Below are 21,652 nucleotides of genomic sequence, written 5' to 3'. Positions count from 1 at the left end.
CCTGTCATTGCCGTATGCCGTTTTTTTGCGTATGCCCCACCCCATTACGGCGTAACCCCATACGCGACGCATGACAGGACCGATGAGCAGCACCCCCTCCCCCCTCCCATCCGACCACAGGGCCAGCCTGATCGACGGCAAGGCCTTCGCCACCGCCCTGCGCCAGACAATCCGCCAGGACGTGCAGGATTTCCGCGCCCGGCACGGCATAACCCCGGGGCTTGCGGTGGTTCTGGTCGGCAACGATCCGGCGAGCGAGGTCTATGTGCGCAACAAGGCCATCCAGACCCACCATGCGGGCATGCGCTCCTTCATGCACATGCTGCCTGAAAGCACGTCGGAACAGGAACTGCTGAACCTGGTCGAACGCCTGAACAAGGACCCCGAAATTCACGGCATCCTTGTGCAGCTTCCCCTGCCCGGCGGGCTGGATGCGGGCCGCGTGACCAACGCTATCCTGCCCGAAAAGGACGTGGACGGGCTGGGCGTGGTCAATGCCGGGCGGCTGGCCGTGAACCAGCCCGGAATCGTGCCCTGCACGCCGCTGGGCTGCCTGATGCTGCTGCGCGACCAGCTTGGCGACATGACCGGCCTGCACGCGGTGGTCATCGGCTGTTCCAACCTTGTGGGCAAGCCGCTGGCCCTGCTGCTGCTGGCCGAAGGCTGCACGGTCTCCATCGCCCATATCCACACGCGCGACACCGCCGCCCTGGCGCGGGAGGCGGATATTCTTGTAGTGGCGACAGGCAGCCGCGAACTGGTGCGGGGCGACTGGATCAAACCCGGGGCCACGGTGATCGATGTCGGCATTACCCGCATGCAGACGCCGGAGGGCAAGAGCCGGCTGGTGGGCGACGTGGCGTTCGACGAGGCCGTGAAGGTGGCCGGCCGCATTACCCCCGTGCCCGGCGGTGTCGGGCCCATGACCATTGCCTGCCTGCTCAACAACACCCTGGCCGCCGCCCGCATGCAGGTGGAAGGCGCAGGCGCGTGAGCATCGCACGCCTTTCCGTCGAGCTTATCCCCCGCTCGGCCGAAGCGCTGGTGGAGGATGTCGCCCTTGTCAAAGCGCATTTCCCCCTTGCCGATACGCTCAACATTCCCGATCTCATGCGCTTTCCCCTGCGCAGTTGGGATGCGGCAGCCCTGACCCGACCGCTGTTCGGCCAGGTCATTCCCCATATCCGCGCAATCGACATCGCCCCCGATGCGCCGCTGCCCGGCGCCGAGCAGCCGGGGCTGAGCGAAATCCTGATCGTGCATGGGGACCCCCCGGCCGATCTGTCGCGCCGCACCTACCCCAACAGCACGGAAAGCATTATCCGCCGCTACCGGCGGGAAGCACCGCATCTGCGCATTTACGCGGCCTTCGACCCCTATCGCCGCGCCCCCTGGCAGGAGCTTGAAGACGTCGCCCGTAAAAAGGAGGCCGGAGCCACAGGGTTTTTCACCCAGCCGGTCTTCGATCTCAAGCTGTTCGACCTGTGCCGCGAATGGCTGGCGGGGGAAACCGTGTTCTGGGGACTTTCCCCCGTGATCGGCCCACGTTCACGCTCCTATTGGGAAACGACGAACCATGTCGTCTTCCCGCGCGATTTCTCGCCCACGCTTGCAGCCAACATCACCTTTGCCGCAACCGTCCTGCGCGAACTCGGCAAGGATGGGGGCAGTGCGTATCTCATGCCCGTGCGCATCAAGCTTGAACACTACCTGCCGGCCCTGGCTGAACTTCTGGGCTGATCGGCCGCATCGGGCAGGGGAGAAGGGGCTATCAAGGGCTTTGCCCTTGACCCATCAAAGGGCGGTCGCCCTTTGGAAAACCGTTCGTTATTCAATCAGGGCGGGCGGGATTCGGGGACTGGAAAAACCGGCCTGCCGCCCCCCTGATTTATATCACTTACTTCGCGGGGCCACCATAAAGTGCTGTCAGGCTGGCTGCGGCCAGTTGGTGGTGATGCACCATGAAACCGACCAGAGCCGGGCTGGAATCCGCACTCGCTTCAAGCTTGGGCACATCCAGCGCATAGACCGTGAACACATAGCGATGCACCCGGCCCGGTGGAGGTGCAGCCCCGCCATAGCCCGGCACGCCGAAATCGGTGCGGATCTGCAAGGCCCCTTCGGGCATTCCGCCCCGGCCCGAGCCCGCTCCTTCTGGCAGGGTGGTAACGTTGGGGGGAATATTCACCACCACCCAGTGCCACCAGCCCGACCCCGTGGGCGCGTCGGGGTCGTATACAGTCACGACAAAGCTTTTGGTGCCCTCGGGCGCACCTTTCCACGTCAGGGCGGGTGAAAGGTTCTGCCCGCTCTGGCCCATGCCGTTATAGACCTGGGCCTGGGGCAGGACATCGCCCGTGATGAAAGCGGGGCTTGTCAGCGTAAACGCCATGACGCGTGGTTCCTTACCAGTTGCGGCTTATCAGCCAGAATTCCTCCGATGTCAGGGTCACACCCTGGGTGGAATCAGCGGCTGCCTTGGCCAGGGCTTCGATCCGTTCGATCATGACAACCTTACGCACATGCGCTTCAGACGTTTCACCCGATGTTTTAAGCACACTCAGGGAAACACCGGCGGCTTTGGCCACACGGGCCGCATCAAGCAGGGCGTAGGACATGGATGATCTCCTTGCTGGTCAGTCATTATCTTTGCACCACGCAATAACGCGGCCTGTTCCGGGGCAGACTGGCGCGGGCGGCCGCACTCTTCAACCCCTGTCTTGCGTGCCCTGTCCTGCATTCCCTTTTTGGGGGGCCTGTCAGGGGGCCCCTGTCCTGTGCTCCCTATGCCCGCATCGGGCTACCCGTTTGAAATCGCACGGTAGCACCTTGGGGCGCATGGGCCTCGCGCCTTGGCTTTCCTCTGGCGTTCGCGCGGGCGATTGCGTAAACCCGGCCCCATCATGAGCGACCGCACAGAAGATTTCGATTTTCACCTGCCCGAAAACCTGATCGCCCAGGAACCGGCCCGCCCGCGCGAATCCGCCCGCCTGCTCGATGCGACAGATCCCGCCCGCCTGACGGACCGCCATGTGGGCGACCTGCCCGCCCTGCTGGGCAAGGGGGACCTGCTGGTGGCCAACAACACCGCCGTCCTGCGCGCGCAGCTTCACGCCATGCGGGGCGAGGCCAGAATAGGGATCACGCTGGACCAGATCCGCCCCGACGGATCGTGGCATGTGCTCATCCGCAACGCCCGCCGGCTGAAGGTGGGAGATACGCTGACCTTCCTCAACACCGCCCAGACCGCACAGGTACAGGCGCTGGAAGAAGGGGGGGCTGGCGTGCTCTGCTTCAGTGCCGAGGGCGATGCCTTCGATACGTTCCTGCAGGATGCGGGCGTGCTGGCCCTGCCCCCTTACATTCATCGCCCGCAAGGCCCCACGGCGCAGGACAGCCGCGATTACGCGACCATTTTCGAACACACCAAGGGCGCTGTGGCAGCCCCCACCGCCGGGCTGCATTTCACCCCCGCGCTGCTTGAGGCCATAGACGCTACGGGGACTGCGCGCTGCACGCTGACCCTGCATGTAGGGGCAGGCACGTTCCTGCCCGTACGGGAAGAGGATATCAGCCGCCACCGCATGCATTCCGAACGCGGTATCATCACCGCCGAAACGGCTGAGCGCATCAATGCTGTGCGCCGGGCGGGGGGGCGTATCATCGCCATTGGCACCACCACGTTGCGGCTTTTGGAAAGTGCGGCGGACGAGCACGGCATCGTTCACCCGTTCGATGGCAGCACCGCCATTTTCATCCGCCCGGGCTACCGGTTCCGGGCGGTGGACCTGCTCATGACCAACTTCCACCTGCCCCGCTCCACCCTGTTCATGCTGGTTTCGGCCTTTGCCGGGGTGGAGCGCGCGCGCGCGGTCTATGCCCATGCCGTAACGCATGGCTACCGTTTCTATTCCTACGGGGATGCCTGCCTGCTGCGCTGCGCCGCCCCCCTTGTCCCCCACGCGAAAGCCACCCCATGACCCGTTTTGCCTGGACCTGCGAAAGCACGGATGGCGCGGCCCGCGCGGGCATGCTGCATACCGCCCACGGCCCCGTGCCCACCCCCACCTTCATGCCCGTGGGCACGGTTGGCACCGTCAAGGCCATGACCATGGACGCGGTGCGCGCCACGGGGGCGGGCATTGTGCTGGGCAATACCTACCACCTGATGCTGCGCCCCGGCGCGGAACGGGTGCGCGCCCTGGGCGGGCTGCACCGCTTCATGGACTGGCCGGGCCCGATCCTGACCGATTCGGGCGGGTTCCAGGTCATGTCGCTGGGGGCTTTGCGCCGGCTGGACCAGGATGGCGTCACCTTCCGCTCGCATATCGACGGGTCGGAACATCGGCTCACACCCGAAAGCTCGACCGAAATCCAGCACATGCTCGATGCCACCATCACCATGTGTTTCGACGAATGCCCGGCCCTGCCCGCCCCGCCCGAGGCCATTGCCGCGTCCATGCGCCTGTCCATGCGCTGGGCCGCGCGGTCGCGCCAGGCTTACGTTGCGCGCGAAGGCTATGGCCAGTTCGGCATCGTGCAGGGCGGGACGGAGCCCGAATTGCGGGCCGAAAGCGTGCGCGCCCTGACCGAAATCGGTTTCGAGGGCTATGCCATAGGCGGTCTGGCGGTGGGCGAAGGGCAGGAACTGATGTTCGCGACCCTGGACGCTACAACCCCGCTGATGCCCCAGGACAGCCCCCGTTACCTGATGGGTGTCGGCACGCCAGACGACCTGCTGGGCAGCGTGCAGCGCGGGGTGGACATGTTCGACTGCGTCATGCCCACGCGCGCGGGCCGCACCGCCCGTGCCTATACCGAACGCGGCACGCTGAACCTGCGCAACGCCCGCCACGCGACCGATGCGCGCCCCATTTCCCCCCATTGCGACTGCCTGGCCTGCACGCGCCACAGCCGCGCTTATCTGCACCATCTGTTCCGGGCCAATGAAATTCTCGGCCCCATGCTGCTGACATGGCATAATATTGCCTATTACCAACGCCTCATGCGCCAGATCCGCGACGCCATCGGCCAGGGCCGGTTGAACGCGCTGGCCGACACGCTGCGCGCGCAATGGCAGGCCAGTGACTGGACAGAAGATGAAATGGAGCAACCCGCCATTCCCCCCGTTGCCTGACCTGGACCACCAGCCTGTTCACGGGGCTGGCGGGGCTGGCGGGCCTGCCGTTACGCGCTCACCTGCCGCCAGTTCGGCCGGCACGGGGCCAGGAGCGACTGGACTTTCCGGCACCGGGCGCCGCGCTCTCCCATCGGGCCTCCGGCCGTGACCGGTCTTGCGCCAGCGGCAGGCGTAACACCCCACCCCGCGGCCCGGCTGACGCAGAAAATCCGCGACAAGGCCTTGGCACTCGGGTTTGACGCGGTGGGCTTCTGCGCGGCCCATCTGGGACCGGATACCCGCATGCGCCTGGCCGATTTCCTGGCCCGCGGCTATCACGGCGATATGGGCTGGCTGGCTGAACGCGCAGATCAACGCAGCCAGCCTACGGCCCTGTGGCCACAGGCACGCAGCGTGGTGGCACTCGGCCTGTCCTACGCCCCGCAAGGCGATGCGCTGGCAACGCTTGCGCGCCCCGATTGCGGCAATATCTCGGTCTATGCCCGCAACCGGGACTACCACGATGTGCTCAAGGGCATGCTCAAGCATCTGGCCCAGTTCATGGTGCGCGAAGGCCGCCCGCGCGCAGGTGCTGCCGGGGACACCCCGCCCGATGTCAAGGTGTTCGTGGATACCGCCCCGGTGGCGGAAAAACCTTTGGCGGCCCAGGCGGGGCTTGGCTGGCAGGGCAAGCACACCAACCTGGTGTCACGCCAGCAGGGAAGCTGGCTGTTCCTGGGCGAGATCTATACCACGCTCGACCTTGCTCCATCACCCCCGTCAGGCGGGGGGTGCGGCAGTTGCACCCGCTGCCTGGAGGCCTGCCCCACGGGGGCCTTCCCCGCCCCCTACCGCATGGATGCGCGGCGCTGCATTTCCTACCTGACCATCGAGCATGCAGGCCCCATTCCCGAAGACCTGCGCCCGGCCATTGGCACGCGTATCTACGGGTGCGACGACTGCCTGGCCGTCTGCCCGTGGAACCGATTCGCACACAGCGCGCGCGAAGTTAAGCTCCAGCCCCGGCCGGAACTGGTCGCCCCCGACCTTGCCATGCTGGCAGCCCTTGATGACGCAGGGTTTCGTACCCTGTTCTCGGGCTCTCCCATCAAGCGGATCGGGCGCAACCGCTTCGTGCGCAATGTGCTGATCGCCATGGGCAATTCCGGCCTGCCCCATCTCCTGCCCCATGCCATCCCCCTGCTGGCCGACCCGGACGCGGTGGTGGCCGACGCCGCGCGCTGGGCCGTTGCACGCCTGCGCCAAACGCCGCCATACTTGCCCCCATGAACAGCCCCCTGACATGTTTGGGGCCCGAATGGGCATGAGCGGGAATAACGCCAAAGGCATGGGACACAACGCGTGAGCGCGCATCTGAAAAAACGCAGCCTTGTCCTGGCCGGGCATGACACCAGTGTCGCCCTGGAGCGGGAGTTCTGGTCCGTGCTGGAACTGCTGGCGGCCCGCAGCGCCCTGCCCCTGGCGCAGATTGTCACGCAGGTCGATGCACGGCGCGCGCCTGAACAATCCCTGGCTTCGGCCCTGCGGGTGCATGCGCTGGAATGGCTGCGCGCCCAGATCGGGGAACAGGCGACGGCCCCCCGGCCAGCAGGCCCGGATGGCAGCCCGGCGCATGCGCAGAATACGGGCCGGAAAGCGGAGCAGACCCGCACCGATACCCTGGCCTGACGCACTGCCCTCTTGGGGGTGGCGGGCGGAACATGGTAGAAGGATCGTATGGCGATCTGGGGCAAGATTTTTGGCGGGGTAAGCGGTTTTGCCATGGGCGGCCCGATCGGCGCTGTCATGGGCACCGCACTGGGGCACGCGGCCGATACGGGCAAGCTGCTCCAGCCCCCTACCGGCGGGTGGAGCGACCGGTGGTCGGCCCGTGCAAGGCCCGACCCCAACGGCGCGGCCACGTTCGTGGCAGCCAAGCTGGCGGCGGCCTTCGGGAAGAAAGAGCAGCTCTACGGGCTGAGCTGCGTGATCCTGAGTGCGAAGCTGGCCAAGTGCGACGCCCCGGTCAACCGGCGCGAAATCAACGTGTTCAAGGCGCGTGTGCAGGTTCCGCAGGAGAACATGCGCGATATCGGCCGCCTGTTCGACATGGCCCGCCAGCGCACGGACGATTACGAAGCCTTCGCCCGCGAACTGGGCAAGGCCTATGGCGATGACAAGCAGCCGCTTGAAGAACTGATGGGTATTCTTTTCGCCATCGCCCGCGCCGACCTGGCGGGGGATGAACCCCTTGCCCCGGAAGAGCTGCGTTTTCTCAAACGCGTGCATGCGCTGTTCGGGCTGGGGCGCGGGGCGTGGGAACGGGTGGAACAGGGCCGCGCCCGCCCCGCCATGGGGGAAGAAGACGCCTATTCCATCCTGGGCGTGAGCGCCACGCTCACCAACGAGGAACTGCGCACGCACTGGAAAAAGCTCGTGCGCCAGTACCACCCCGATGTCATGGCCGCCCGCGCGGCCAGTGCGGAGGAAATCCGCACCGCTTCCATCCGCATCTCCCGCATCAACGCCGCGTGGGATATCATCAAGCGCGATCGCGGCCTGTAGCGGCCCTTACACGGGAGCGTGGGGACGAAGGGCTGAACCCCTCCTGCCTTGCGGGTTTTAGTGCAGCCCCGCCCAGGGCCGGATGGCGCGCAGGCGGCTTGTGGAGTCTCGCGCACCCGGCCCACGCCGCCACCAAAAGCGACTTTCAGGCAACAGGACTGACAAAAATCCTGCCCCGGGCGCATGAAACCACCCTTGCAGCCCCGGTTTTCCGCCGTTGCCTTTCATGCAGGGAAGCCCTGCCATTGCGTGCCACGCGTCTCATGCTACACAAGAAAGTTGAAACAGGCCCGTCCGGCAGGAACGGACCATGCAAGCGCACAGAACAAAGGCGACGGTGACTATGATTTCAGGACGGAACGGCTCGCGGCTCCGCCCTCGCGGTCAGACGCGGGAGGGTTCCTCGGCATCATGCCGCTTCCGTATGGGCAAAGCGGGCCTCGCCCTGGTCTTTCTCAGCGTCGCGGGATGCAGCGGGATCAAGGCCCCTGTTCCCACGGACCCGGACTCGCTGGCTGAATACAAGGCCGCGAACGATCCGTATGAGCCGCTGAACCGCAAGACCTTCAACCTGACCATGAAGTTCGACAAATGGGCGCTGCGCCCCGTGGCCAAGGCCTATGTGTGGACCGTGCCGCGCCCTGTGCGCAATTCGCTGGGCAACATGATCACCACCATGAACGAACCTTCCGTGTTCTTTAACGACGTGGGGGCCGGTAAGCCGCGCCGCGCGGGGGATGCGTTCGTGCGCTGGTGCCTGAACATGACCGTGGGCATTGGCGGGCTGATCGATGTAGCCAAGATGGCGGGCTACCCGCACCACGACAACGATGCGGGGCTGACCCTGGCCAACTGGGGCATTTCCTCCGGCCCGTACCTGTTCCTGCCCATGGGGCCGTCTTCCTTCCGGGATGGAATCGGCTACGGGATTGATCAGGGATTGTCGCCGTGGAACTATGTGCCACGCGGCTATGGTTTGATCAGCTTCAACTGGGCGTATAACATGTTCGGCGTCGTGCATGGCCGGTCCGAACACCTTGACGACCTGGACGCGCTGGAGCGCGACGCCCTTGATCCTTATGCCACCATCCGCAGTGCGTACCAGCAGCAGCGCAAGGCACAGGCCGAAGCCCTGAAGAACGACCATCGCGCCACCGTGCCCGCCTGGTACCAGTAACAACAACAAGACAAGGTAGCGCACCATGATTTTTCAAGCTGGCCGACGTATCGTTCTGGGTTCCCTGGCCCTGGCATGCGCGGGCTTGCTGGTTTCCATGCCGGCGCGCGCCGCACAAGACCCCAGGACCTTTATCCAGACCTTCGGGAACACGCTGGTCAGCATCGTGAACAGCCCCATTCCCCTGGGTGAGAAAAAGGTGAAAATCCTGCCTTTGGTGCAGCAGAACGTGGATATCGACGCCATCGGTCGCTTCTGCATGGGCCGTTACTGGAAACTGGCCACCCCCGAACAGCGCCAGACCTATCTTTCCCTGTTCCATGACGTGCTGGTCAACACCATCATCGACAAGCTGGGTGCCTATCGCGGCGTCACCTTCACGATCGGCGATGTCAGCAAGTCAGGGGATCTGGACGCGGTGCAGACGACACTTGTGCTGCCGCAGCAGCCCCCCGCCGACGTGAAATGGATCGTCAGCTATGAAAGCGGCGCGCCCAAGGTGGTGGACATGGTCGGGGAAGGTGCCAGCCTGCGCATGACCCAGCGCGGCGATTACGAAGCCTATGTGGGGCGCAATGGGGGCGATGTGGCAAGCCTGATCAAGGCGCTGAAAAAGCAGGTCGCAGCCCATACGGCAGCCGCTACCTCCACTGACTGAACGCCCCAGACGACGACAGCCAGGCAGCAACAAAAACAGGAGCAGGGTTCGTCCGGGTGCCTTTCCCCGCCCTGTGATCCCGGGCATGTAATCCGGCCTGCCCGTGGCGGCGTGCAGGGAATAATCCGTGCGGCATTTTATCCCGACATTCCGAATCGGCCTGGCCGCCGCTTGCAAAGTCAGCGGCGGCGGCATGAGCCGTCGTGCTTGCGGGTGCCAGCCATGCGTTCTGGCCACGTAACGACGGGATCACCATAGCGCCGCCCTCTGCGACACCTGCGGACCATAAAAACAGGAAATGCGAAATCCCCGGCTGTTGGCCGGGCGGCGGATATCAGGACATATCCTGACTGCGGCGTGCGGACTTCCGGCTGGCAGAGGTCCAACAACCCTATGATAATGAATGTCTTTTCTCCGCTACGCAGCCGTAGCTGGCGGGACTGCCGCAAGCATGCCCGTTACCCCGGAGCGGATGAAGAACTGCCCTGTCGGGGTGGGGCTGCCGGTCGTGCGCGTTGGTGGGCGGGCCTGCCTGCTTGGGCCAAAACGCAGCAGGGCAATCTGATTGCGTATCATGCTTTCCTGACACGAAGCTGAACAGAACAGAAGGTATGATAGCAGTAGTAATAATGAAAATAATTCTCAATTTCGAAATAAAAATATCTATTGTAGCAGAATGCGCCAGCCCCTAGTCCTGCGGTATAGTTATCGAAAGGAATGGGTTATTTATGTCACGCCTTCACCCTCTGGCCGAACGCCATGTCGTCGAAAAACTGGGGTGGCTGCGCGCGGCTGTTCTGGGTGCCAATGACGGCACGCTGTCCACCGGCAGTCTTATTGTCGGGGTCGCCAGTTCACATGCGACGCGTGGCAGTATCCTGATCGCGGGTCTGTCGGCCTTGGTGGCCGGGGCCCTGTCGATGGCGGCGGGCGAATATGTTTCCGTCAGTTCCCAGGCCGATTCAGAAAAGGCCGATCTTGCCCGCGAAAAACAGGAACTGGCCACGCATTGGGATGGCGAGGTAGCCGAACTGGCGGGAATTTACCGCCAGAGAGGGTTGAGCGAAGATCTGGCCCACAAGGTCGCGATCGAACTCATGAACCATGACGCCCTGGGTGCGCATGCCCGTGACGAACTGGGCCTGTCCGAGGCGATGGAGGCAAGGCCCCTTCAGGCGGCGTTTGCCTCGGCCACGGCCTTTTCATCCGGCGCGCTGCTGCCCGTGATGGCGGCGGTTCTCACGCCCGAGGCCTGGGTTTCGTGGGCTGTTTCCCTGACATCCGTCGCAGCCCTTTGCATTCTGGGCGTCGTGGGGGCCATTGCCGGTGGTGCGCCACCTTTACGGCCCGCGGTGCGGGTGACGTTCTGGGGTGTCATCGCCATGCTTGTCACAAGCGGGATCGGCCGCGTGTTCGGGGTGTGACGCGCCCCCGCGCTGGACGGGCAGAGTGCAGGCTAGGGGCGGTCGCTTTCATAGACCATCATGGTCTGGCCGTTGCGTATGAAGGTGTCGCTGACATGCATGCCAATGCCACCCAGAATGGTGCGCGAAGCCATGTTGTTTTCCGCCGCCACCGCCAGCACCTTGCGCAGCCCCGCATCATGCGCGAAATTGAGTGCCGCACTGGCCGCCTCGCGCGCCAGGCCACGCCCGCTGGCCCAGGGGAACAGCGCGAAGCGTAGCGCAAAGCCCCGCCCGTCCGGCCGGTCATGAATGCCGGTCATGCCGACGAACCGGCCATTTTCCCGGATGGTAAAAATACCCACCCGGTGGCACGCCCAGAAAGCGATGTCATCGGCCATGTCGCGTTCGGCCTGCTGGCGGGTGCAGACCCCGCCCAGCATGCGCCCGAAGGCCCCGCTATCGGCCTTGAGCCGGACCATGTCCTCCATATCCCGCCAGGTGACGGGCTGGAGCACAAGCCGCGGGGTTCGCAGGGAACGCAGGTCCACCATCAGCCCCCGGGACCAAGGGCGGCAGATGCAGCCCCGGCCTTGCGCGTGTTAGCGGGCGAGCGGCTTGTAGTGGATGCGGCTGGGCTCCGTGGCGTCGGGGCCAAGGCGGCGGCGCTTGTCTTCCTCATAGGCCTGGAAGTTACCCTCAAACCACTCGACGTGGGAATCACCTTCAAAGGCAAGGATATGCGTTGCCAGACGGTCGAGGAACCAGCGGTCATGCGAGATCACGACAGCGCAGCCCGCGAATTCGGCCAAGGCGTCTTCAAGGGCGCGCAGCGTGTCCACGTCCAGGTCGTTGGTCGGTTCGTCAAGCAGGATCACATTGCTTTCCTGGCGCAGCATCTTGGCCAGGTGCACGCGGTTGCGCTCACCGCCCGACAACAGTCCGACCTTTTTCTGCTGGTCGGACCCCTTGAAGTTGAACGCCCCCACATAGGCGCGTGAGGGCACGGCCCGCTTGCCCAGATAGATGACATCCGTGCCGCCGGAAATTTCTTCCCACACGGTCTTGTCGGGGTCCAGATCGTCACGCGACTGATCGACATAGCCAAGCTTGACGGTCTCGCCGATCTTGAGTTCACCGGCATCGGGCTTTTCCTGGCCGATGATCATCTTGAACAGCGTGGATTTACCGGCACCATTCGGCCCGATCACACCCACGATGCCGCCCGGCGGCAGCTTGAAGTTCAGGTTGTCGATCAGCAGGTGGTCGCCAAAACCCTTGGTCAGATGATCGGCCTCGATCACGGTGCCACCCAGGCGTGGGCCGGGCGGAATGACGATATCGGCCACACCGCCCGCCCTGTCGGCACTGGCGGCCAGCATTTCCTCGTATTTGGCGATACGGGCCTTGCTCTTGGTCTGGCGGGCCTTGGGGCTGGCCTGGATCCATTCCTGCTCGGCGGCAAGGGCGCGCTGGCGTGCGCTCTCTTCCTTTTCCTCCTGGGCAAGACGCTTGCGCTTCTGTTCCAGCCAGGCGGAATAATTGCCTTCGAACGGAATACCGCGCCCGCGCTCGATTTCAAGAATCCAGTTGGTCACGTTGTCGAGGAAGTAGCGGTCATGGGTAATGACCATGACGGTGCCATTGTAGTCGTGCAGAGTCTTTTCCAGCCAGGCGACACTTTCCGCATCGAGATGGTTGGTCGGTTCGTCAAGCAGCAGCAGGTCGGGCTTTTCCAGCAGCAGGCGGCACAGGGCCACCCGGCGGCGTTCCCCGCCCGAAAGCTTGTCCACGGGGCTGTCGGCCGGCGGGCAGCGCAGGGCGTCCAGCGCGATCTCGAGCTTGCGGTCCAGTTCCCAGCCGTCGCCCGCGTCGATCTTTTCCTGCAATTCGGCCTGTTCGGCCAGCAGGGCGTTCATTTCGTCATCGTCCATGGGTTCAGCGAAACGCGCGGAAATTTCGTTGAAACGATCCACGGCCTTCTTCAGTTCGCCAAAGCCCAGGGCGACGTTCTCGCCCACGGTCAGCTTGGGGTCGAGCTTGGGTTCCTGCTCCAGGTAGCCCACACGCACGCCTTCCGCGGCCCAGGCTTCGCCCCCGTATTCCTTGTCCAGCCCCGCCATGATCTTGAGCAGGGTGGATTTACCCGCACCGTTCACACCCAGGATGCCGATCTTGGCCCCGGGCAGGAAGGACAGCGTAATGCCTTTGAAGAGTTCGCGCCCGCCGGGATAGGACTTGGTCACGTCCTTCATCACATAGACGTATTGATAGGATGCCATGATGATGAGCCCCGTATGCAGATGAACATGAGAACCGCCGCGCGATGCGACAGGAGCGCCTGCGCCCGGCAGGACTTGAACCCGCAACCAAGCCGTTATGAGCGGCCCGCTCTAACCAATTGAGCTACGGGCGCGCAGGCGGTTTCCTGATTACGCAACCAGCGCCGTTTGGCAAGGGCCTTGAGCAGGAAAATCCGCCTTGGCCCGCTTTGCGCAGTTGCCTGAATGTGGCCCCTGCTCTCGCTCTTGGCAAGTGGCGGACAGCCCGATAGGGTCGGCTGCATTGCAATTCTCATGCACGGAACCGCATTCATGGACGTCTCGAAAATCTCCCCCGGCAAGGATGTGCCCTCTGACATCAATGTCGTGATTGAAATTCCGCAGGGTTCTTCGGTCAAATATGAAATCGACAAGGAGAGCGGCGCGCTGGTCGTGGACCGTTTCCTGTTCACGCCCATGGCCTACCCGACCGCGTATGGCTTCATTCCCAACACGCTGGCCGCCGATGGCGACCCGACGGATGCCCTGGTGCTGACCCCCACCAACGTGGTGCCCGGCTGCGTGATCCGCGCGCGGCCCATCGGCGTGCTGAAGATGGAAGACGAATCCGGCCAGGACGAAAAGATCATCTGCGTGCCGCATGACAAGGTCCACCCCGAATACACCAAGGTGCAGACGGTGGCCGACCTGCCCGAGATCACCGTCAAGGCGATCGAGCACTTCTTTACCCGCTACAAGGATCTTGAAGCCGGCAAATGGGTGAAGGTGACGGGCTGGGGCACCAAGGAAGAAGCGGGCGCCTTCATTCTCAAGGCGCTTGAAGCCGCCAAAGGCAAGTAAACGGCTACGGCAGGGCGGCAGGCGGGCCAGTTCCGGCCCCCGCCGCCCGGTCGCACCCCCCGGCCATGGCGGGTTTATGGCCCCTGCCTGCCGGAAAAACCCGATGGCTCATTTTTTTCTCAGAACCCTGTTGCCAAACAAAAAAACATCAGTATAAAGCGGCACATACCGACGCACACGAGAGTGAGCGTCAAGATTGCGGGTGTAGCTCAGTTGGTTAGAGCGCCGGCCTGTCACGCCGGAGGTCGCGGGTTCGAGCCCCGTCACTCGCGCCACTTTCCCTTGAAAATTTCAGCGGATCAGGCAGCGCATGCAGCACGCAGCGCTTGAGTTACCGTGCCTTCGCATCAGCAACACGCCGTCCCTGCCCTTGCGCAGATACGCCTTGATCGCTCAAGCTGCCCGGGACATGTCCTGATAAAAGTTTTTAGTGAAGCGTTTTTCAAAAAGCTTCAGGGAACGTCACCTTTTAAAAAAAAGGCGACGCCCAAAAACCTTCATTCTTTACCAAAGCGTTGTTTTGAAACGCTCTTCAGCCTTCCAGCGCGGTGGCGGACTGCAAGGTTACCGCAACCGCGTGGATTACGGCCGCGATACGGGCCGCCGTCTGCACGGCCGCCGTGCCCAGGGCTTCGCGCACGATTTTCTCGTGGCTGGTCACACACAGGTCGCACCCATTGATGGCCGATACGGCCAGGCACCACAGTTCGAAATCGACCTTGTCCACACCCGGGTTGCCAATCACGCTCATGCGCAGTTGGGCCGGCATCTTGGAATATTCGCCACCTGCCATATGCACGAAGCGGTAATAGATGTTGTTCATGCCCATGATGGCAGCAGCAGACTGCGCGGCCGCCAGGGCCGGGGCCGAGAGAACACTCTTGAAATGAGCCACGGTCTCGCGCGTGACGGCATCATTGCGCGAGGCAATGGCACAGGCCACGAACGTGCCTGCAAGCTGCTGGGGTGTAAGGGTGATGTCGTTGGACAGCGTGCCCAGATTGAGCCGCAGGTCCTTGGCGTAATCGGGAATACGATCTTTAAGGATATCGAGGGACATAGGTTTTTTCCGTAGCTGAGTAATGTTCGGGCGGCAGGACCAGCGAGGTCGACTGCGGGCCAAAAAACCACACCGGGTAAACCACCGGGGCGATGCACCATGCCCGCCACAGGCGGCATAGCGGGGCAGAAGGCTGGGGGCGGGCAAACCGTATCCCGCATGCCGGGCGGCCCGTCGGCGGCTTGCAGGTGCGTGCAGGCCGCCTGGCATGCGGGAGAGGGCCACAGGGGGTGACTGGACCACCCCTGCGGCACCCTGGTCCGATATCGGACCAGGGTGAAAAACCCGGCTCAGGGCTTGAGGAAGGCTTCGCCCTTCTTCCAGTTGCACGGGCACAGCTCGTCGCTCTGCAGGCCGTCGAGGATACGCAGGACTTCCTGCGGGTTACGGCCAACCGACAGGTCGTTGACGGACACATGACGGATCACGCCATGGGGGTCGACAACGAAGGTGGCGCGCAGGGCAACGCCCGCGTCCTTGGCCATGACACCGGTGCCTTCGGTCAGCTCGCGCTTGATGTCGGCCAGCATCGGAATCGGCAGGTCCTTCAGGTCGTCATGGTGAAGACGCCAGTTCAGATGCACGAATTCGCTGTCGATCGACACACCGTACACAACGGCGTCACGGTCGGCAAAGTCCTTCGCCAGCTTGCCGAAAGCCACGATTTCGGTCGGGCAGACAAAGGTGAAGTCCTTGGGCCAGAAGAACACGATCTTCCACTTGCCAGCATCCGTCTTGTCGGAAATCTGGACGAACTCACCCTTCAGCCCTTCGGGGCCGCCCGGTACTGCGGTCAGGTCGAAACTTGGGAACTTATCGCCAACAGTCAGCATTATCTTGCTCCTTGCATCAAAGGCTTCGTGCCGTCAGCGCCCGGCTGGAATAACCCGGCAGTGTCGGCTGCGGGTTTATGTATGGCGCGGCTTTTTCATTTAAGCCAATGAATATTTTATATAAGAATGATTGAACGCGTCGATTGAACGCCCGCCTATGCGTTCTCGCCTTTCGATCAGGGACTCCGCCATGCTGCCGCTGCCTTCCGCCCAACAACTGCGCTACCTGATCGCCCTTTCGGAACTGCGGCATTTCGGGCGGGCGGCGGCGGCCTGTGCGGTCACGCAATCCACCCTTTCGGCCGGGATCATGGCGCTTGAACGCCAGTTGGACGCCACCCTGCTCGATCGCACCGTGGGCAAGAAAGTAGTGTTCACCCCGCTGGGGCATGAAATCGCCCTCAAGGCCCGGCAGGCGCTGGCCGCACTTGAAGCCGTGCCGCAAATGGCCGCCGCCGCCCGCGCGCCCCTGACCGGGCCGATGCGACTCGGCATTATTCCCACCATCGGCCCGTTTTTCATTCCGCAGGCCGTCGGCACCCTGCGCGAGCATTTTCCGCGGCTCCTGCTCTCCATTACCGAGGACACGACCGAACATCTTTTGGAAAAACTGGCACTCGGCCAGTTGGACATGCTCATCCTGGCCATGCCCTGCCTGTGCGACGGCACGGAAACCCGCCCGCTCTGGCAGGACCCGTTCCGCGTCATCATGCCGCAGGACCATCCTTTCGCGGCCATGAAGACCGTGCCGGTCGACCGGCTGTCGGAACAGAGACTGGTGATGATGGAAGACGGCCATTGCCTGCGCGAACAGACCCTGGCCATCTGCCGCCAGGGGCCGAACCGCAACGGCTCGGAAGGGGAAAGTGACGCAACCTTCACCGCCATGTCCCTGCACAGCATGGCGGAAATGGTGGAACTTGGGCTTGGCATCGCCATCATGCCGGCCCTGGCCATCGATGGCGGCGTCCTGGACGGCCGGCGGATCGTGGCGCGCCCGCTGACGGGTGGGCCCGCATGGCGCACCATTGGCCTGGCATGGCGCCCCCGCTCGCCCCGGACGACGGATTTCCAGACCCTGACCAGCACGCTGGCCACCCTGGCCCCGCCCCCACACCCCGCCGACCGCAACCGCCAGGACGCGATTGCCCATAGCTGAGACCGTCTGCGACAATCGCAATAACCGGCTCCCGGATGGCTGAGCAATCGGCCAGACAGGACCGGCTGGCCTGCACAGCGGCCTTTATACCTGCGGGACCGGCGCGGGCGCCTTCGCAAAGCATGCGGGCGGGCAATAAAAATGCCTTCAAAGCCGGGGAAATATTGACTCACCCTCGCAGGGTGGGTATGTGCCGAACCAACTTGTTTAAAGAGTAACCAGTTCCGGCGGAGAATACGGGCCATGAAGATCAGAAACAGCCTGAAGTCAGCCAAGGTACGCGATAAGGACTGCCGTGTGGTTCGCCGTCGTGGCCGGGTTTACGTCATCAACAAAAAGAACCCCCGCATGAAGGCACGCCAGGGCTGAGCCTATGGCCGAACCAGCCCTGAATGGCTGGCTCCGCATGCCTGCCATGTACATGACCCGTTTTCCCGCATGCCGGGGAAACGGGTTTTTGTTTGTACCCCTGCTGGCAGCCTGGGTGGGGGTAGCCACGCTCCACACCCCCGCCTGTGCGCAGGATATGCCGGCGGCAACGCCGCAGAACGCGCCAGCGTCACCCCTGGCACCCCGGGGGGCCTGGACCCCCTACGGGCAGGGAACCGCCACCCCAGCCGCACCCAAGCCCGGCCCCAAACCCGATCCAGCGCCGCAATCCCACGCAGCTTCTGCCCCCCAGTCCCGTTCCGCCGCCCAGGCTGCGCTGCTGGCAATGCTGGCGGACCAGCTTGCCCATGCCAAGACTCCGCAGGACGCGCATACGATCGAGGACAAGCTCGAGGCCCTGCGCACGCAGCATCTCTCCCCCACCACGCGGTTGCTGATGCACCGGGCCGAAAGCGACCTGGCGGCACAAAAACCCGATGATGCGGTGGAAGACATGGGCGACGCGCTCGCCCTCCAGCCCGACCAGGCGGTACTGTGGCGTGGGCGGGGGCAGATGCGCTTTGTCGCGGGCAACCTGTATGGTGCCGTGACCGATCTGGGCCAGGCCCTCGCCCGTGATCCGCTCGACGCCCAGAGCTGGTCTTTACTGAGCAGTGTTGAGGAACGCCGCAACGACGGTGCGGCAGCCCTTCAGGCCTGGCAGAAGGCCCTGGGGCTGAACCCCATGCTGGACCCGACCCACAAGCGGCTGGACCAGCTCAAGATCAAGGCGTTCGGCCAGCCTACATAAGGCCCCGCCCAACCCTGCAGGGGGGAGCGTGCCCGCAAATCCACCGTCAGGCCGCCCGGTTCTTCACCATGAGTTCTGCCCGCGCCACAACGGAACGGGGCGTGATTGCATCCACGCGGAAGGGAAGCGTTACGCCGCTCAGGCCTGGCGGTTTTCCTGCAGGCTCTTGCGAATGGCCCGCCCTTCTTCGATACGGCTGACGATATAGGCCGTATCGTCTTCTTCGATCGCACGACCCATGGCCTTGGCGTCTTCCATGAAGCGCCCCAGCATTTCCAGCAGGGCTGTCTTGTTGGCCAGGAAGATATCGCGCCACATGATCGGATCGGACGCAGCGATTCGGGTAAAATCGCGGAAGCCGGAGGCCGCGAAATCCAGCACTTCGGACCGGGTTTCCGCCGCCAGGTGATCGGCCGTCCCGCAGATGGTGAAGGCCAGCAGATGCGGCAGGTGGCTGACAATGGCGCAGACGCGGTCATGGTGCGAGGGCGTCATTTCCCGCAGGCGTGCGCCGCATCGTTCCCACAGGCTGCGAATGTCGTGCAGGCTTTGCGCGGTCGTGCAGGCCAGCGGGGTCAGCAGGCACCACCTGTCCTCGAACAGGTTGGCAAGCCCCGCATCGGGGCCGGAAAATTCCGTGCCTGCCATGGGGTGGGCCGGGACATAGGCAATGTCCGCCCGCAGGCTGGGGGTTATGGCCTCGATCACGGATACCTTGGTCGAGCCCACATCCGTCAGCACTGCGCCGCTTTTCATGGCGGGCACGACCGTTGCGGCCACGGCCCCCATCGCCCCCACCGGCACGCACAGCATGACGCAATCCGCCTGGGCCACCGCCGTCGTGATATCGGTCGTGGCTTCATCGGCAATGCCAAGCTCGCGCACGCGCGCGCAGACCTGTTCGCTGCTGTCCACGGCGATCAGCCTTTGCGCCAGATCGCCGCGGGCCTTCGCGCGCCGCAGCACGGACGAGCCGATCAGCCCCGGCCCCACCACGACGAGCGTGCCGAAGACCGGCATATCCGCGCCCACGGAGGAAGGGAGATCTTCAGCCAACCTGCCCATCCTTCACCATCGGGGCGGGGGGCACCCGGCCGTCGCGTGTTTTACTACTCTCTCCCACGCCAACCGCATTGGCGCGCACGTCCTGGCTGCGGGCGCCGCGCTGGCGCAGGGCGCGCATTTCCGTAAGCTGCCACGCCAGCAGAACGGGAATACCGATCGTGATCTCACGCCCGCGCCGCAGCAGCGACAGGCCCAGCGCGACGGAAGGTTCGATCCCGAAGGCATGCCCCAGCGCCATGTAGGCCCCTTCCTGCACACCCAGGCTGCCGGGCACCAGAAAGCCGACCGACATGATCGCACAGGTCACGCCCTCGACCGCCACCGCGTCGGGCAGGGTCAGCCGCGCGCCCAGGAACCATGCCGTCAGCCACAGCAGCCCCGCGCTGCCCAGCCAGGCCAGCAGGTGGTACAGGGCCGAACGCACGATATTCCAGGGGCGACTCCATGCGGCCTCCAGCAGTTCCTGCATATTGTCGGCACCCTGCTGCAGGCTGTCGCTCCATTGCCCGGCAATGTTGCGGGTGATCGCGCCGCCGAACCTGCGAAACAGCGAGCCGCCCCTGCGCTGGGTCCAGATGAACCCCGCAACGCCCACCACCAGGAACCCGACGCCGCAGATGACCGGCACCACCAGCGGGCTGGAACGGGTATGCGCCACCAGGCAGACAACACCCAGCAGGACAAACCCCACCTGGCCCATCACCTCGGTAGTGATATCCACGAGATTGGCGCAGGTCGCCTCGGGCAGGCCCACCTCGCGCCTGTCGCCGATATCCAGCCCGTGGCCCGAACAGGTGGCCCGGATACCCGCCACCATACCCCCGACCTGCGAGAAAGGCAGGCATGTGGCCGCGGCATCCCTTATCATGCGCGCGCCCAGCAGACGCAGATACCCGATTTCAGGAAAAGCGGCCTTCCAGGCCAGCGCCAGCACCCCGTTCACGGCAAGCTGAGCGCATACCACAGCCAGGAAGCCGCCCATACCTATGCGCATGACGGCCCGCAGAACGGAATCGAACCCGCTCCAGGCCATGGCCCCGGTGATGGCAACAAGCCCTAAAAAGGTGAGAAAAACCGTAAATTTCTTCAAAACCAAAGCTCTGTCTGCCCGCACGCGGGATAGCCCTGCCGTGCCAGGGCACGACAGAGGGCCCATATGGGCGCGCGTGTGAATGAACCGCCCCCTTACACCACCACGGGGTCTGGCGCCACCTCGGGGGGCAGGATAAAGAAGCAGACCACCTCCTTTGGGGCATGCGCCCTTTCCTTTCCCTTCAGCCTTCTTCCGGGAGAGCTCGCCATTATGACAGGTCATACGCTTGTGACCGGCGCCACAGGTTTTGTCGGTTCCGCCGTAGCCCGCACATTGCTCGAACGGGGCCATTCACTCCGGCTCATGGTGCGTGAAGGCAGTGACCGGAGCAATATTGCCGATATCCCCGCCGAACTGGTCGAAGGCGACCTGTCACGCCCCGACACATTCGCCCGCGCGGTGGAAGGCTGCCGCTATGTCTTTCATGTCGCAGCGGATTACCGGCTCTGGGTGCCGGACCCCGCGCCCATGATGACAGCCAATGTCGAAGGCACGCGCCTGCTGATGCTGGCGGCCCAGGCCGCCGGGGTGGAACGGATCGTCTATTGTTCGTCGGTTGCGGCGCTGGGGCTGATCGGCGATGGCACCACCGCCGATGAAACCACGCCGATCGAGGAACACGCCGTGATCGGCATCTACAAGCGTTCGAAATACCGCGCTGAACAGGAAGTGCTGCAACTGGTGCGCGAACGCGGCCTGCCCGCCGTGATCGTCAACCCGTCGACCCCCGTGGGGCCGCGCGACATCAAGCCCACGCCCACCGGGCAGATGATCCTGGACTGCGCGGCCGGGCGCATGCCCGCCTATGTGGATACGGGCGTGAACATCGTGCATGTGGACGATGTGGCCGAAGGCCATGTTCTGGCTCTCGAACGCGGGACGATCGGGGAAAAATACATTCTTGGCGGACAGAATTTCCTCCTGCGCGACCTGTTCGCCATGGTGTCGGACATGGCCCAGGTCCCCCCGCCCAGGATCAGCCTGCCGCAGGAAGTGATCTGGCCGGTTGCCGTCGTCTCGGAATGGCTGTCACGCTCTTTTGGGTTTTCTCCGCGCGTCACACGCGAAATGCTCGCGATGTCGCGCAAGAAAATGTTTTTTTCCTCGGACAAGGCCACGCAGGAACTGGGCTATGCTCCGCGTCCCGCAAGCCAGGCGGTGGAAGACGCCATTGCCTGGTTCCGGGCCAGCGGCATGCTGAAATAAGCAAGGGATAAG

24 protein-coding genes and 2 tRNA genes are annotated in these 21,652 nt (G+C 64.1%); 16 read left to right on the top strand and 10 right to left on the bottom strand.

The window, feature by feature from the left end; translation table 11 throughout:
* Positions 1-70 precede the first annotated feature (70 nt).
* Together J2D77_RS06935 and J2D77_RS06930 are read left to right on the top strand one after the other, a co-directional pair.
* Positions 71-994 (top strand): bifunctional methylenetetrahydrofolate dehydrogenase/methenyltetrahydrofolate cyclohydrolase, encoded by a 924-nt coding sequence (locus J2D77_RS06935; protein WP_207845518.1) that lies wholly within the window; start codon positions 71-73, stop codon positions 992-994.
* On the top strand, positions 991-1,740 hold the full coding sequence (locus tag J2D77_RS06930; protein WP_207845517.1) for a methylenetetrahydrofolate reductase: 750 nt from the start codon (positions 991-993) through the stop codon (positions 1,738-1,740). The genes J2D77_RS06935 and J2D77_RS06930 overlap by 4 nt, the downstream gene beginning before the upstream one ends.
* Before the next feature lie 157 nt (positions 1,741-1,897).
* Here J2D77_RS06930 and J2D77_RS06925 read toward each other — a convergent pair whose 3' ends face one another.
* Together J2D77_RS06925 and J2D77_RS06920 are read right to left on the bottom strand one after the other, a co-directional pair.
* A complete protein-coding gene (locus J2D77_RS06925; protein ID WP_207845516.1) occupies positions 1,898-2,392 on the bottom strand; it encodes a kinase inhibitor in 495 nt (164 codons plus the stop codon).
* 13 nt (positions 2,393-2,405) lie between these two features.
* Positions 2,406-2,618, bottom strand: a complete 213-nt coding sequence (locus tag J2D77_RS06920) for a hypothetical protein (protein ID WP_207845515.1) — start codon at positions 2,616-2,618, stop codon at positions 2,406-2,408.
* A gap of 285 nt (positions 2,619-2,903) precedes the next feature.
* On the opposite strand from J2D77_RS06920, the gene queA reads away from it, so the two are divergent.
* The 7 genes from queA to J2D77_RS06885 all read left to right on the top strand — a co-directional run bounded on the left by queA (position 2,904) and on the right by J2D77_RS06885 (position 9,519).
* On the top strand, positions 2,904-3,980 hold the full coding sequence (gene queA / locus J2D77_RS06915; RefSeq protein WP_207845514.1) for a tRNA preQ1(34) S-adenosylmethionine ribosyltransferase-isomerase QueA: 1,077 nt from the start codon (positions 2,904-2,906) through the stop codon (positions 3,978-3,980).
* Positions 3,977-5,137, top strand: a complete 1,161-nt coding sequence (tgt, locus tag J2D77_RS06910) for a tRNA guanosine(34) transglycosylase Tgt (protein ID WP_207845513.1) — start codon at positions 3,977-3,979, stop codon at positions 5,135-5,137. Before queA ends, tgt begins: the two co-directional genes overlap by 4 nt.
* Before the next feature lie 147 nt (positions 5,138-5,284).
* Positions 5,285-6,409: a tRNA epoxyqueuosine(34) reductase QueG gene (queG, locus tag J2D77_RS06905; protein WP_207845512.1), complete on the top strand. Its 1,125-nt coding sequence runs from the start codon at positions 5,285-5,287 to the stop codon at positions 6,407-6,409.
* 72 nt (positions 6,410-6,481) lie between these two features.
* Positions 6,482-6,808, top strand: coding sequence for a ribbon-helix-helix domain-containing protein (locus J2D77_RS17240; protein WP_207845511.1), 327 nt, complete (start codon positions 6,482-6,484; stop codon positions 6,806-6,808).
* A 48-nt stretch (positions 6,809-6,856) separates the two neighbouring features.
* Positions 6,857-7,684, top strand: a complete 828-nt coding sequence (locus tag J2D77_RS06895; protein WP_207845510.1) for a TerB family tellurite resistance protein — start codon at positions 6,857-6,859, stop codon at positions 7,682-7,684.
* Positions 7,685-8,027: 343 nt separating this feature from the next.
* Positions 8,028-8,861 (top strand): MlaA family lipoprotein, encoded by an 834-nt coding sequence (locus tag J2D77_RS06890; protein WP_207845509.1) that lies wholly within the window; start codon positions 8,028-8,030, stop codon positions 8,859-8,861.
* Between the two features lie 25 nt (positions 8,862-8,886).
* Complete coding sequence (locus J2D77_RS06885) at positions 8,887-9,519, top strand: MlaC/ttg2D family ABC transporter substrate-binding protein (RefSeq protein ID WP_207845508.1); 633 nt, start codon at positions 8,887-8,889, stop codon at positions 9,517-9,519.
* A gap of 417 nt (positions 9,520-9,936) precedes the next feature.
* On the opposite strand, the gene J2D77_RS06880 is transcribed toward J2D77_RS06885, so the two are convergent.
* On the bottom strand, positions 9,937-10,095 hold the full coding sequence (locus J2D77_RS06880; protein ID WP_207845507.1) for a hypothetical protein: 159 nt from the start codon (positions 10,093-10,095) through the stop codon (positions 9,937-9,939).
* Between the two features lie 152 nt (positions 10,096-10,247).
* Here J2D77_RS06880 and J2D77_RS06875 point away from each other — a divergent pair, with 152 nt between their 5' ends.
* Positions 10,248-10,943: a VIT1/CCC1 transporter family protein gene (locus J2D77_RS06875; RefSeq protein ID WP_207845506.1), complete on the top strand. Its 696-nt coding sequence runs from the start codon at positions 10,248-10,250 to the stop codon at positions 10,941-10,943.
* A 32-nt stretch (positions 10,944-10,975) separates the two neighbouring features.
* Here the strand turns inward: J2D77_RS06875 and J2D77_RS06870 are convergent, their stop codons facing one another.
* The 3 genes from J2D77_RS06870 to J2D77_RS06860 form a co-directional block, all read right to left on the bottom strand.
* On the bottom strand, positions 10,976-11,473 hold the full coding sequence (locus J2D77_RS06870; RefSeq protein ID WP_207845702.1) for a GNAT family N-acetyltransferase: 498 nt from the start codon (positions 11,471-11,473) through the stop codon (positions 10,976-10,978).
* Positions 11,474-11,524: 51 nt separating this feature from the next.
* The gene (gene ettA / locus J2D77_RS06865) at positions 11,525-13,204 is read right to left on the bottom strand and encodes an energy-dependent translational throttle protein EttA (RefSeq protein ID WP_207845505.1); all 1,680 of its coding nucleotides are present in this window, start codon (positions 13,202-13,204) and stop codon (positions 11,525-11,527) included.
* A 60-nt stretch (positions 13,205-13,264) separates the two neighbouring features.
* Positions 13,265-13,338: transfer RNA gene (locus J2D77_RS06860), tRNA-Ile, on the bottom strand.
* Positions 13,339-13,516: 178 nt separating this feature from the next.
* Here J2D77_RS06860 and ppa point away from each other — a divergent pair.
* Together ppa and J2D77_RS06850 are read left to right on the top strand one after the other, a co-directional pair.
* A complete protein-coding gene (ppa, locus tag J2D77_RS06855) occupies positions 13,517-14,044 on the top strand; it encodes an inorganic diphosphatase (protein ID WP_207845504.1) in 528 nt (175 codons plus the stop codon).
* A 198-nt stretch (positions 14,045-14,242) separates the two neighbouring features.
* Positions 14,243-14,319, top strand: a tRNA-Asp gene (locus tag J2D77_RS06850).
* Between the two features lie 257 nt (positions 14,320-14,576).
* Here J2D77_RS06850 and J2D77_RS06845 read toward each other — a convergent pair.
* Together J2D77_RS06845 and J2D77_RS06840 are read right to left on the bottom strand one after the other, a co-directional pair.
* Positions 14,577-15,104, bottom strand: a complete 528-nt coding sequence (locus J2D77_RS06845) for a carboxymuconolactone decarboxylase family protein (protein ID WP_207845503.1) — start codon at positions 15,102-15,104, stop codon at positions 14,577-14,579.
* Between the two features lie 290 nt (positions 15,105-15,394).
* A complete protein-coding gene (locus J2D77_RS06840) occupies positions 15,395-15,937 on the bottom strand; it encodes a peroxiredoxin (RefSeq protein WP_207845502.1) in 543 nt (180 codons plus the stop codon).
* A gap of 190 nt (positions 15,938-16,127) precedes the next feature.
* Between J2D77_RS06840 and J2D77_RS06835 the strand changes: the two genes are divergently transcribed.
* The 3 genes from J2D77_RS06835 to J2D77_RS06825 all read left to right on the top strand — a co-directional run bounded on the left by J2D77_RS06835 (position 16,128) and on the right by J2D77_RS06825 (position 18,276).
* Positions 16,128-17,096 carry a hydrogen peroxide-inducible genes activator gene (locus J2D77_RS06835; RefSeq protein ID WP_207845701.1) on the top strand — a complete coding sequence of 323 codons (969 nt, stop codon included), beginning with the start codon at positions 16,128-16,130 and terminating at the stop codon, positions 17,094-17,096.
* 243 nt (positions 17,097-17,339) lie between these two features.
* A complete protein-coding gene (gene ykgO / locus J2D77_RS06830) occupies positions 17,340-17,465 on the top strand; it encodes a type B 50S ribosomal protein L36 (protein ID WP_003625637.1) in 126 nt (41 codons plus the stop codon).
* Positions 17,466-17,469: 4 nt separating this feature from the next.
* The gene (locus J2D77_RS06825; protein ID WP_207845501.1) at positions 17,470-18,276 is read left to right on the top strand and encodes a tetratricopeptide repeat protein; all 807 of its coding nucleotides are present in this window, start codon (positions 17,470-17,472) and stop codon (positions 18,274-18,276) included.
* 138 nt (positions 18,277-18,414) lie between these two features.
* On the opposite strand, the gene J2D77_RS06820 is transcribed toward J2D77_RS06825, so the two are convergent.
* Positions 18,415-19,296 (bottom strand): prephenate dehydrogenase/arogenate dehydrogenase family protein, encoded by an 882-nt coding sequence (locus tag J2D77_RS06820; RefSeq protein WP_207845700.1) that lies wholly within the window; start codon positions 19,294-19,296, stop codon positions 18,415-18,417.
* Positions 19,297-19,324: 28 nt separating this feature from the next.
* Positions 19,325-20,497, bottom strand: a complete 1,173-nt coding sequence (locus J2D77_RS06815; protein ID WP_207845500.1) for a lysylphosphatidylglycerol synthase domain-containing protein — start codon at positions 20,495-20,497, stop codon at positions 19,325-19,327.
* Positions 20,498-20,644: 147 nt separating this feature from the next.
* Here J2D77_RS06815 and hpnA point away from each other — a divergent pair, with 147 nt between their 5' ends.
* Positions 20,645-21,640 (top strand): hopanoid-associated sugar epimerase, encoded by a 996-nt coding sequence (gene hpnA, locus J2D77_RS06810; protein ID WP_207845499.1) that lies wholly within the window; start codon positions 20,645-20,647, stop codon positions 21,638-21,640.
* Positions 21,641-21,652 lie beyond the last annotated feature (12 nt).

Source organism: Acetobacter garciniae (assembly GCF_017377735.1).
GTDB classification, from domain to species: domain Bacteria; phylum Pseudomonadota; class Alphaproteobacteria; order Acetobacterales; family Acetobacteraceae; genus Acetobacter; species Acetobacter garciniae.
This window is presented reverse-complemented; position numbering and strand designations above follow the sequence as displayed.

Excerpts from the sequence above, each read along its gene's own strand:
- J2D77_RS06935 (WP_207845518.1), top strand. The coding sequence starts at position 71 with ATGACAGGACCGATGAGCAGCACCCCCTCCCCCCTCCCATCCGACCAC.
- J2D77_RS06925 (WP_207845516.1), bottom strand. The coding sequence starts at position 2,392 with ATGGCGTTTACGCTGACAAGCCCCGCTTTCATCACGGGCGATGTCCTG.
- J2D77_RS06920 (WP_207845515.1), bottom strand. The coding sequence starts at position 2,618 with ATGTCCTACGCCCTGCTTGATGCGGCCCGTGTGGCCAAAGCCGCCGGT.
- queA (WP_207845514.1), top strand. The coding sequence starts at position 2,904 with ATGAGCGACCGCACAGAAGATTTCGATTTTCACCTGCCCGAAAACCTG.
- tgt (WP_207845513.1), top strand. The coding sequence starts at position 3,977 with ATGACCCGTTTTGCCTGGACCTGCGAAAGCACGGATGGCGCGGCCCGC.
- J2D77_RS06895 (WP_207845510.1), top strand. The coding sequence starts at position 6,857 with ATGGCGATCTGGGGCAAGATTTTTGGCGGGGTAAGCGGTTTTGCCATG.
- J2D77_RS06890 (WP_207845509.1), top strand. The coding sequence starts at position 8,028 with ATGATTTCAGGACGGAACGGCTCGCGGCTCCGCCCTCGCGGTCAGACG.
- J2D77_RS06885 (WP_207845508.1), top strand. The coding sequence starts at position 8,887 with ATGATTTTTCAAGCTGGCCGACGTATCGTTCTGGGTTCCCTGGCCCTG.
- J2D77_RS06880 (WP_207845507.1), bottom strand. The coding sequence starts at position 10,095 with ATGATACGCAATCAGATTGCCCTGCTGCGTTTTGGCCCAAGCAGGCAG.
- J2D77_RS06875 (WP_207845506.1), top strand. The coding sequence starts at position 10,248 with ATGTCACGCCTTCACCCTCTGGCCGAACGCCATGTCGTCGAAAAACTG.
- ettA (WP_207845505.1), bottom strand. The coding sequence starts at position 13,204 with ATGGCATCCTATCAATACGTCTATGTGATGAAGGACGTGACCAAGTCC.
- ppa (WP_207845504.1), top strand. The coding sequence starts at position 13,517 with ATGGACGTCTCGAAAATCTCCCCCGGCAAGGATGTGCCCTCTGACATC.
- J2D77_RS06845 (WP_207845503.1), bottom strand. The coding sequence starts at position 15,104 with ATGTCCCTCGATATCCTTAAAGATCGTATTCCCGATTACGCCAAGGAC.
- J2D77_RS06840 (WP_207845502.1), bottom strand. The coding sequence starts at position 15,937 with ATGCTGACTGTTGGCGATAAGTTCCCAAGTTTCGACCTGACCGCAGTA.
- J2D77_RS06835 (WP_207845701.1), top strand. The coding sequence starts at position 16,128 with ATGCTGCCGCTGCCTTCCGCCCAACAACTGCGCTACCTGATCGCCCTT.
- ykgO (WP_003625637.1), top strand. The coding sequence starts at position 17,340 with ATGAAGATCAGAAACAGCCTGAAGTCAGCCAAGGTACGCGATAAGGAC.
- J2D77_RS06825 (WP_207845501.1), top strand. The coding sequence starts at position 17,470 with ATGGCCGAACCAGCCCTGAATGGCTGGCTCCGCATGCCTGCCATGTAC.
- J2D77_RS06820 (WP_207845700.1), bottom strand. The coding sequence starts at position 19,296 with ATGCCGGTCTTCGGCACGCTCGTCGTGGTGGGGCCGGGGCTGATCGGC.
- J2D77_RS06815 (WP_207845500.1), bottom strand. The coding sequence starts at position 20,497 with ATGGGCCCTCTGTCGTGCCCTGGCACGGCAGGGCTATCCCGCGTGCGG.
- hpnA (WP_207845499.1), top strand. The coding sequence starts at position 20,645 with ATGACAGGTCATACGCTTGTGACCGGCGCCACAGGTTTTGTCGGTTCC.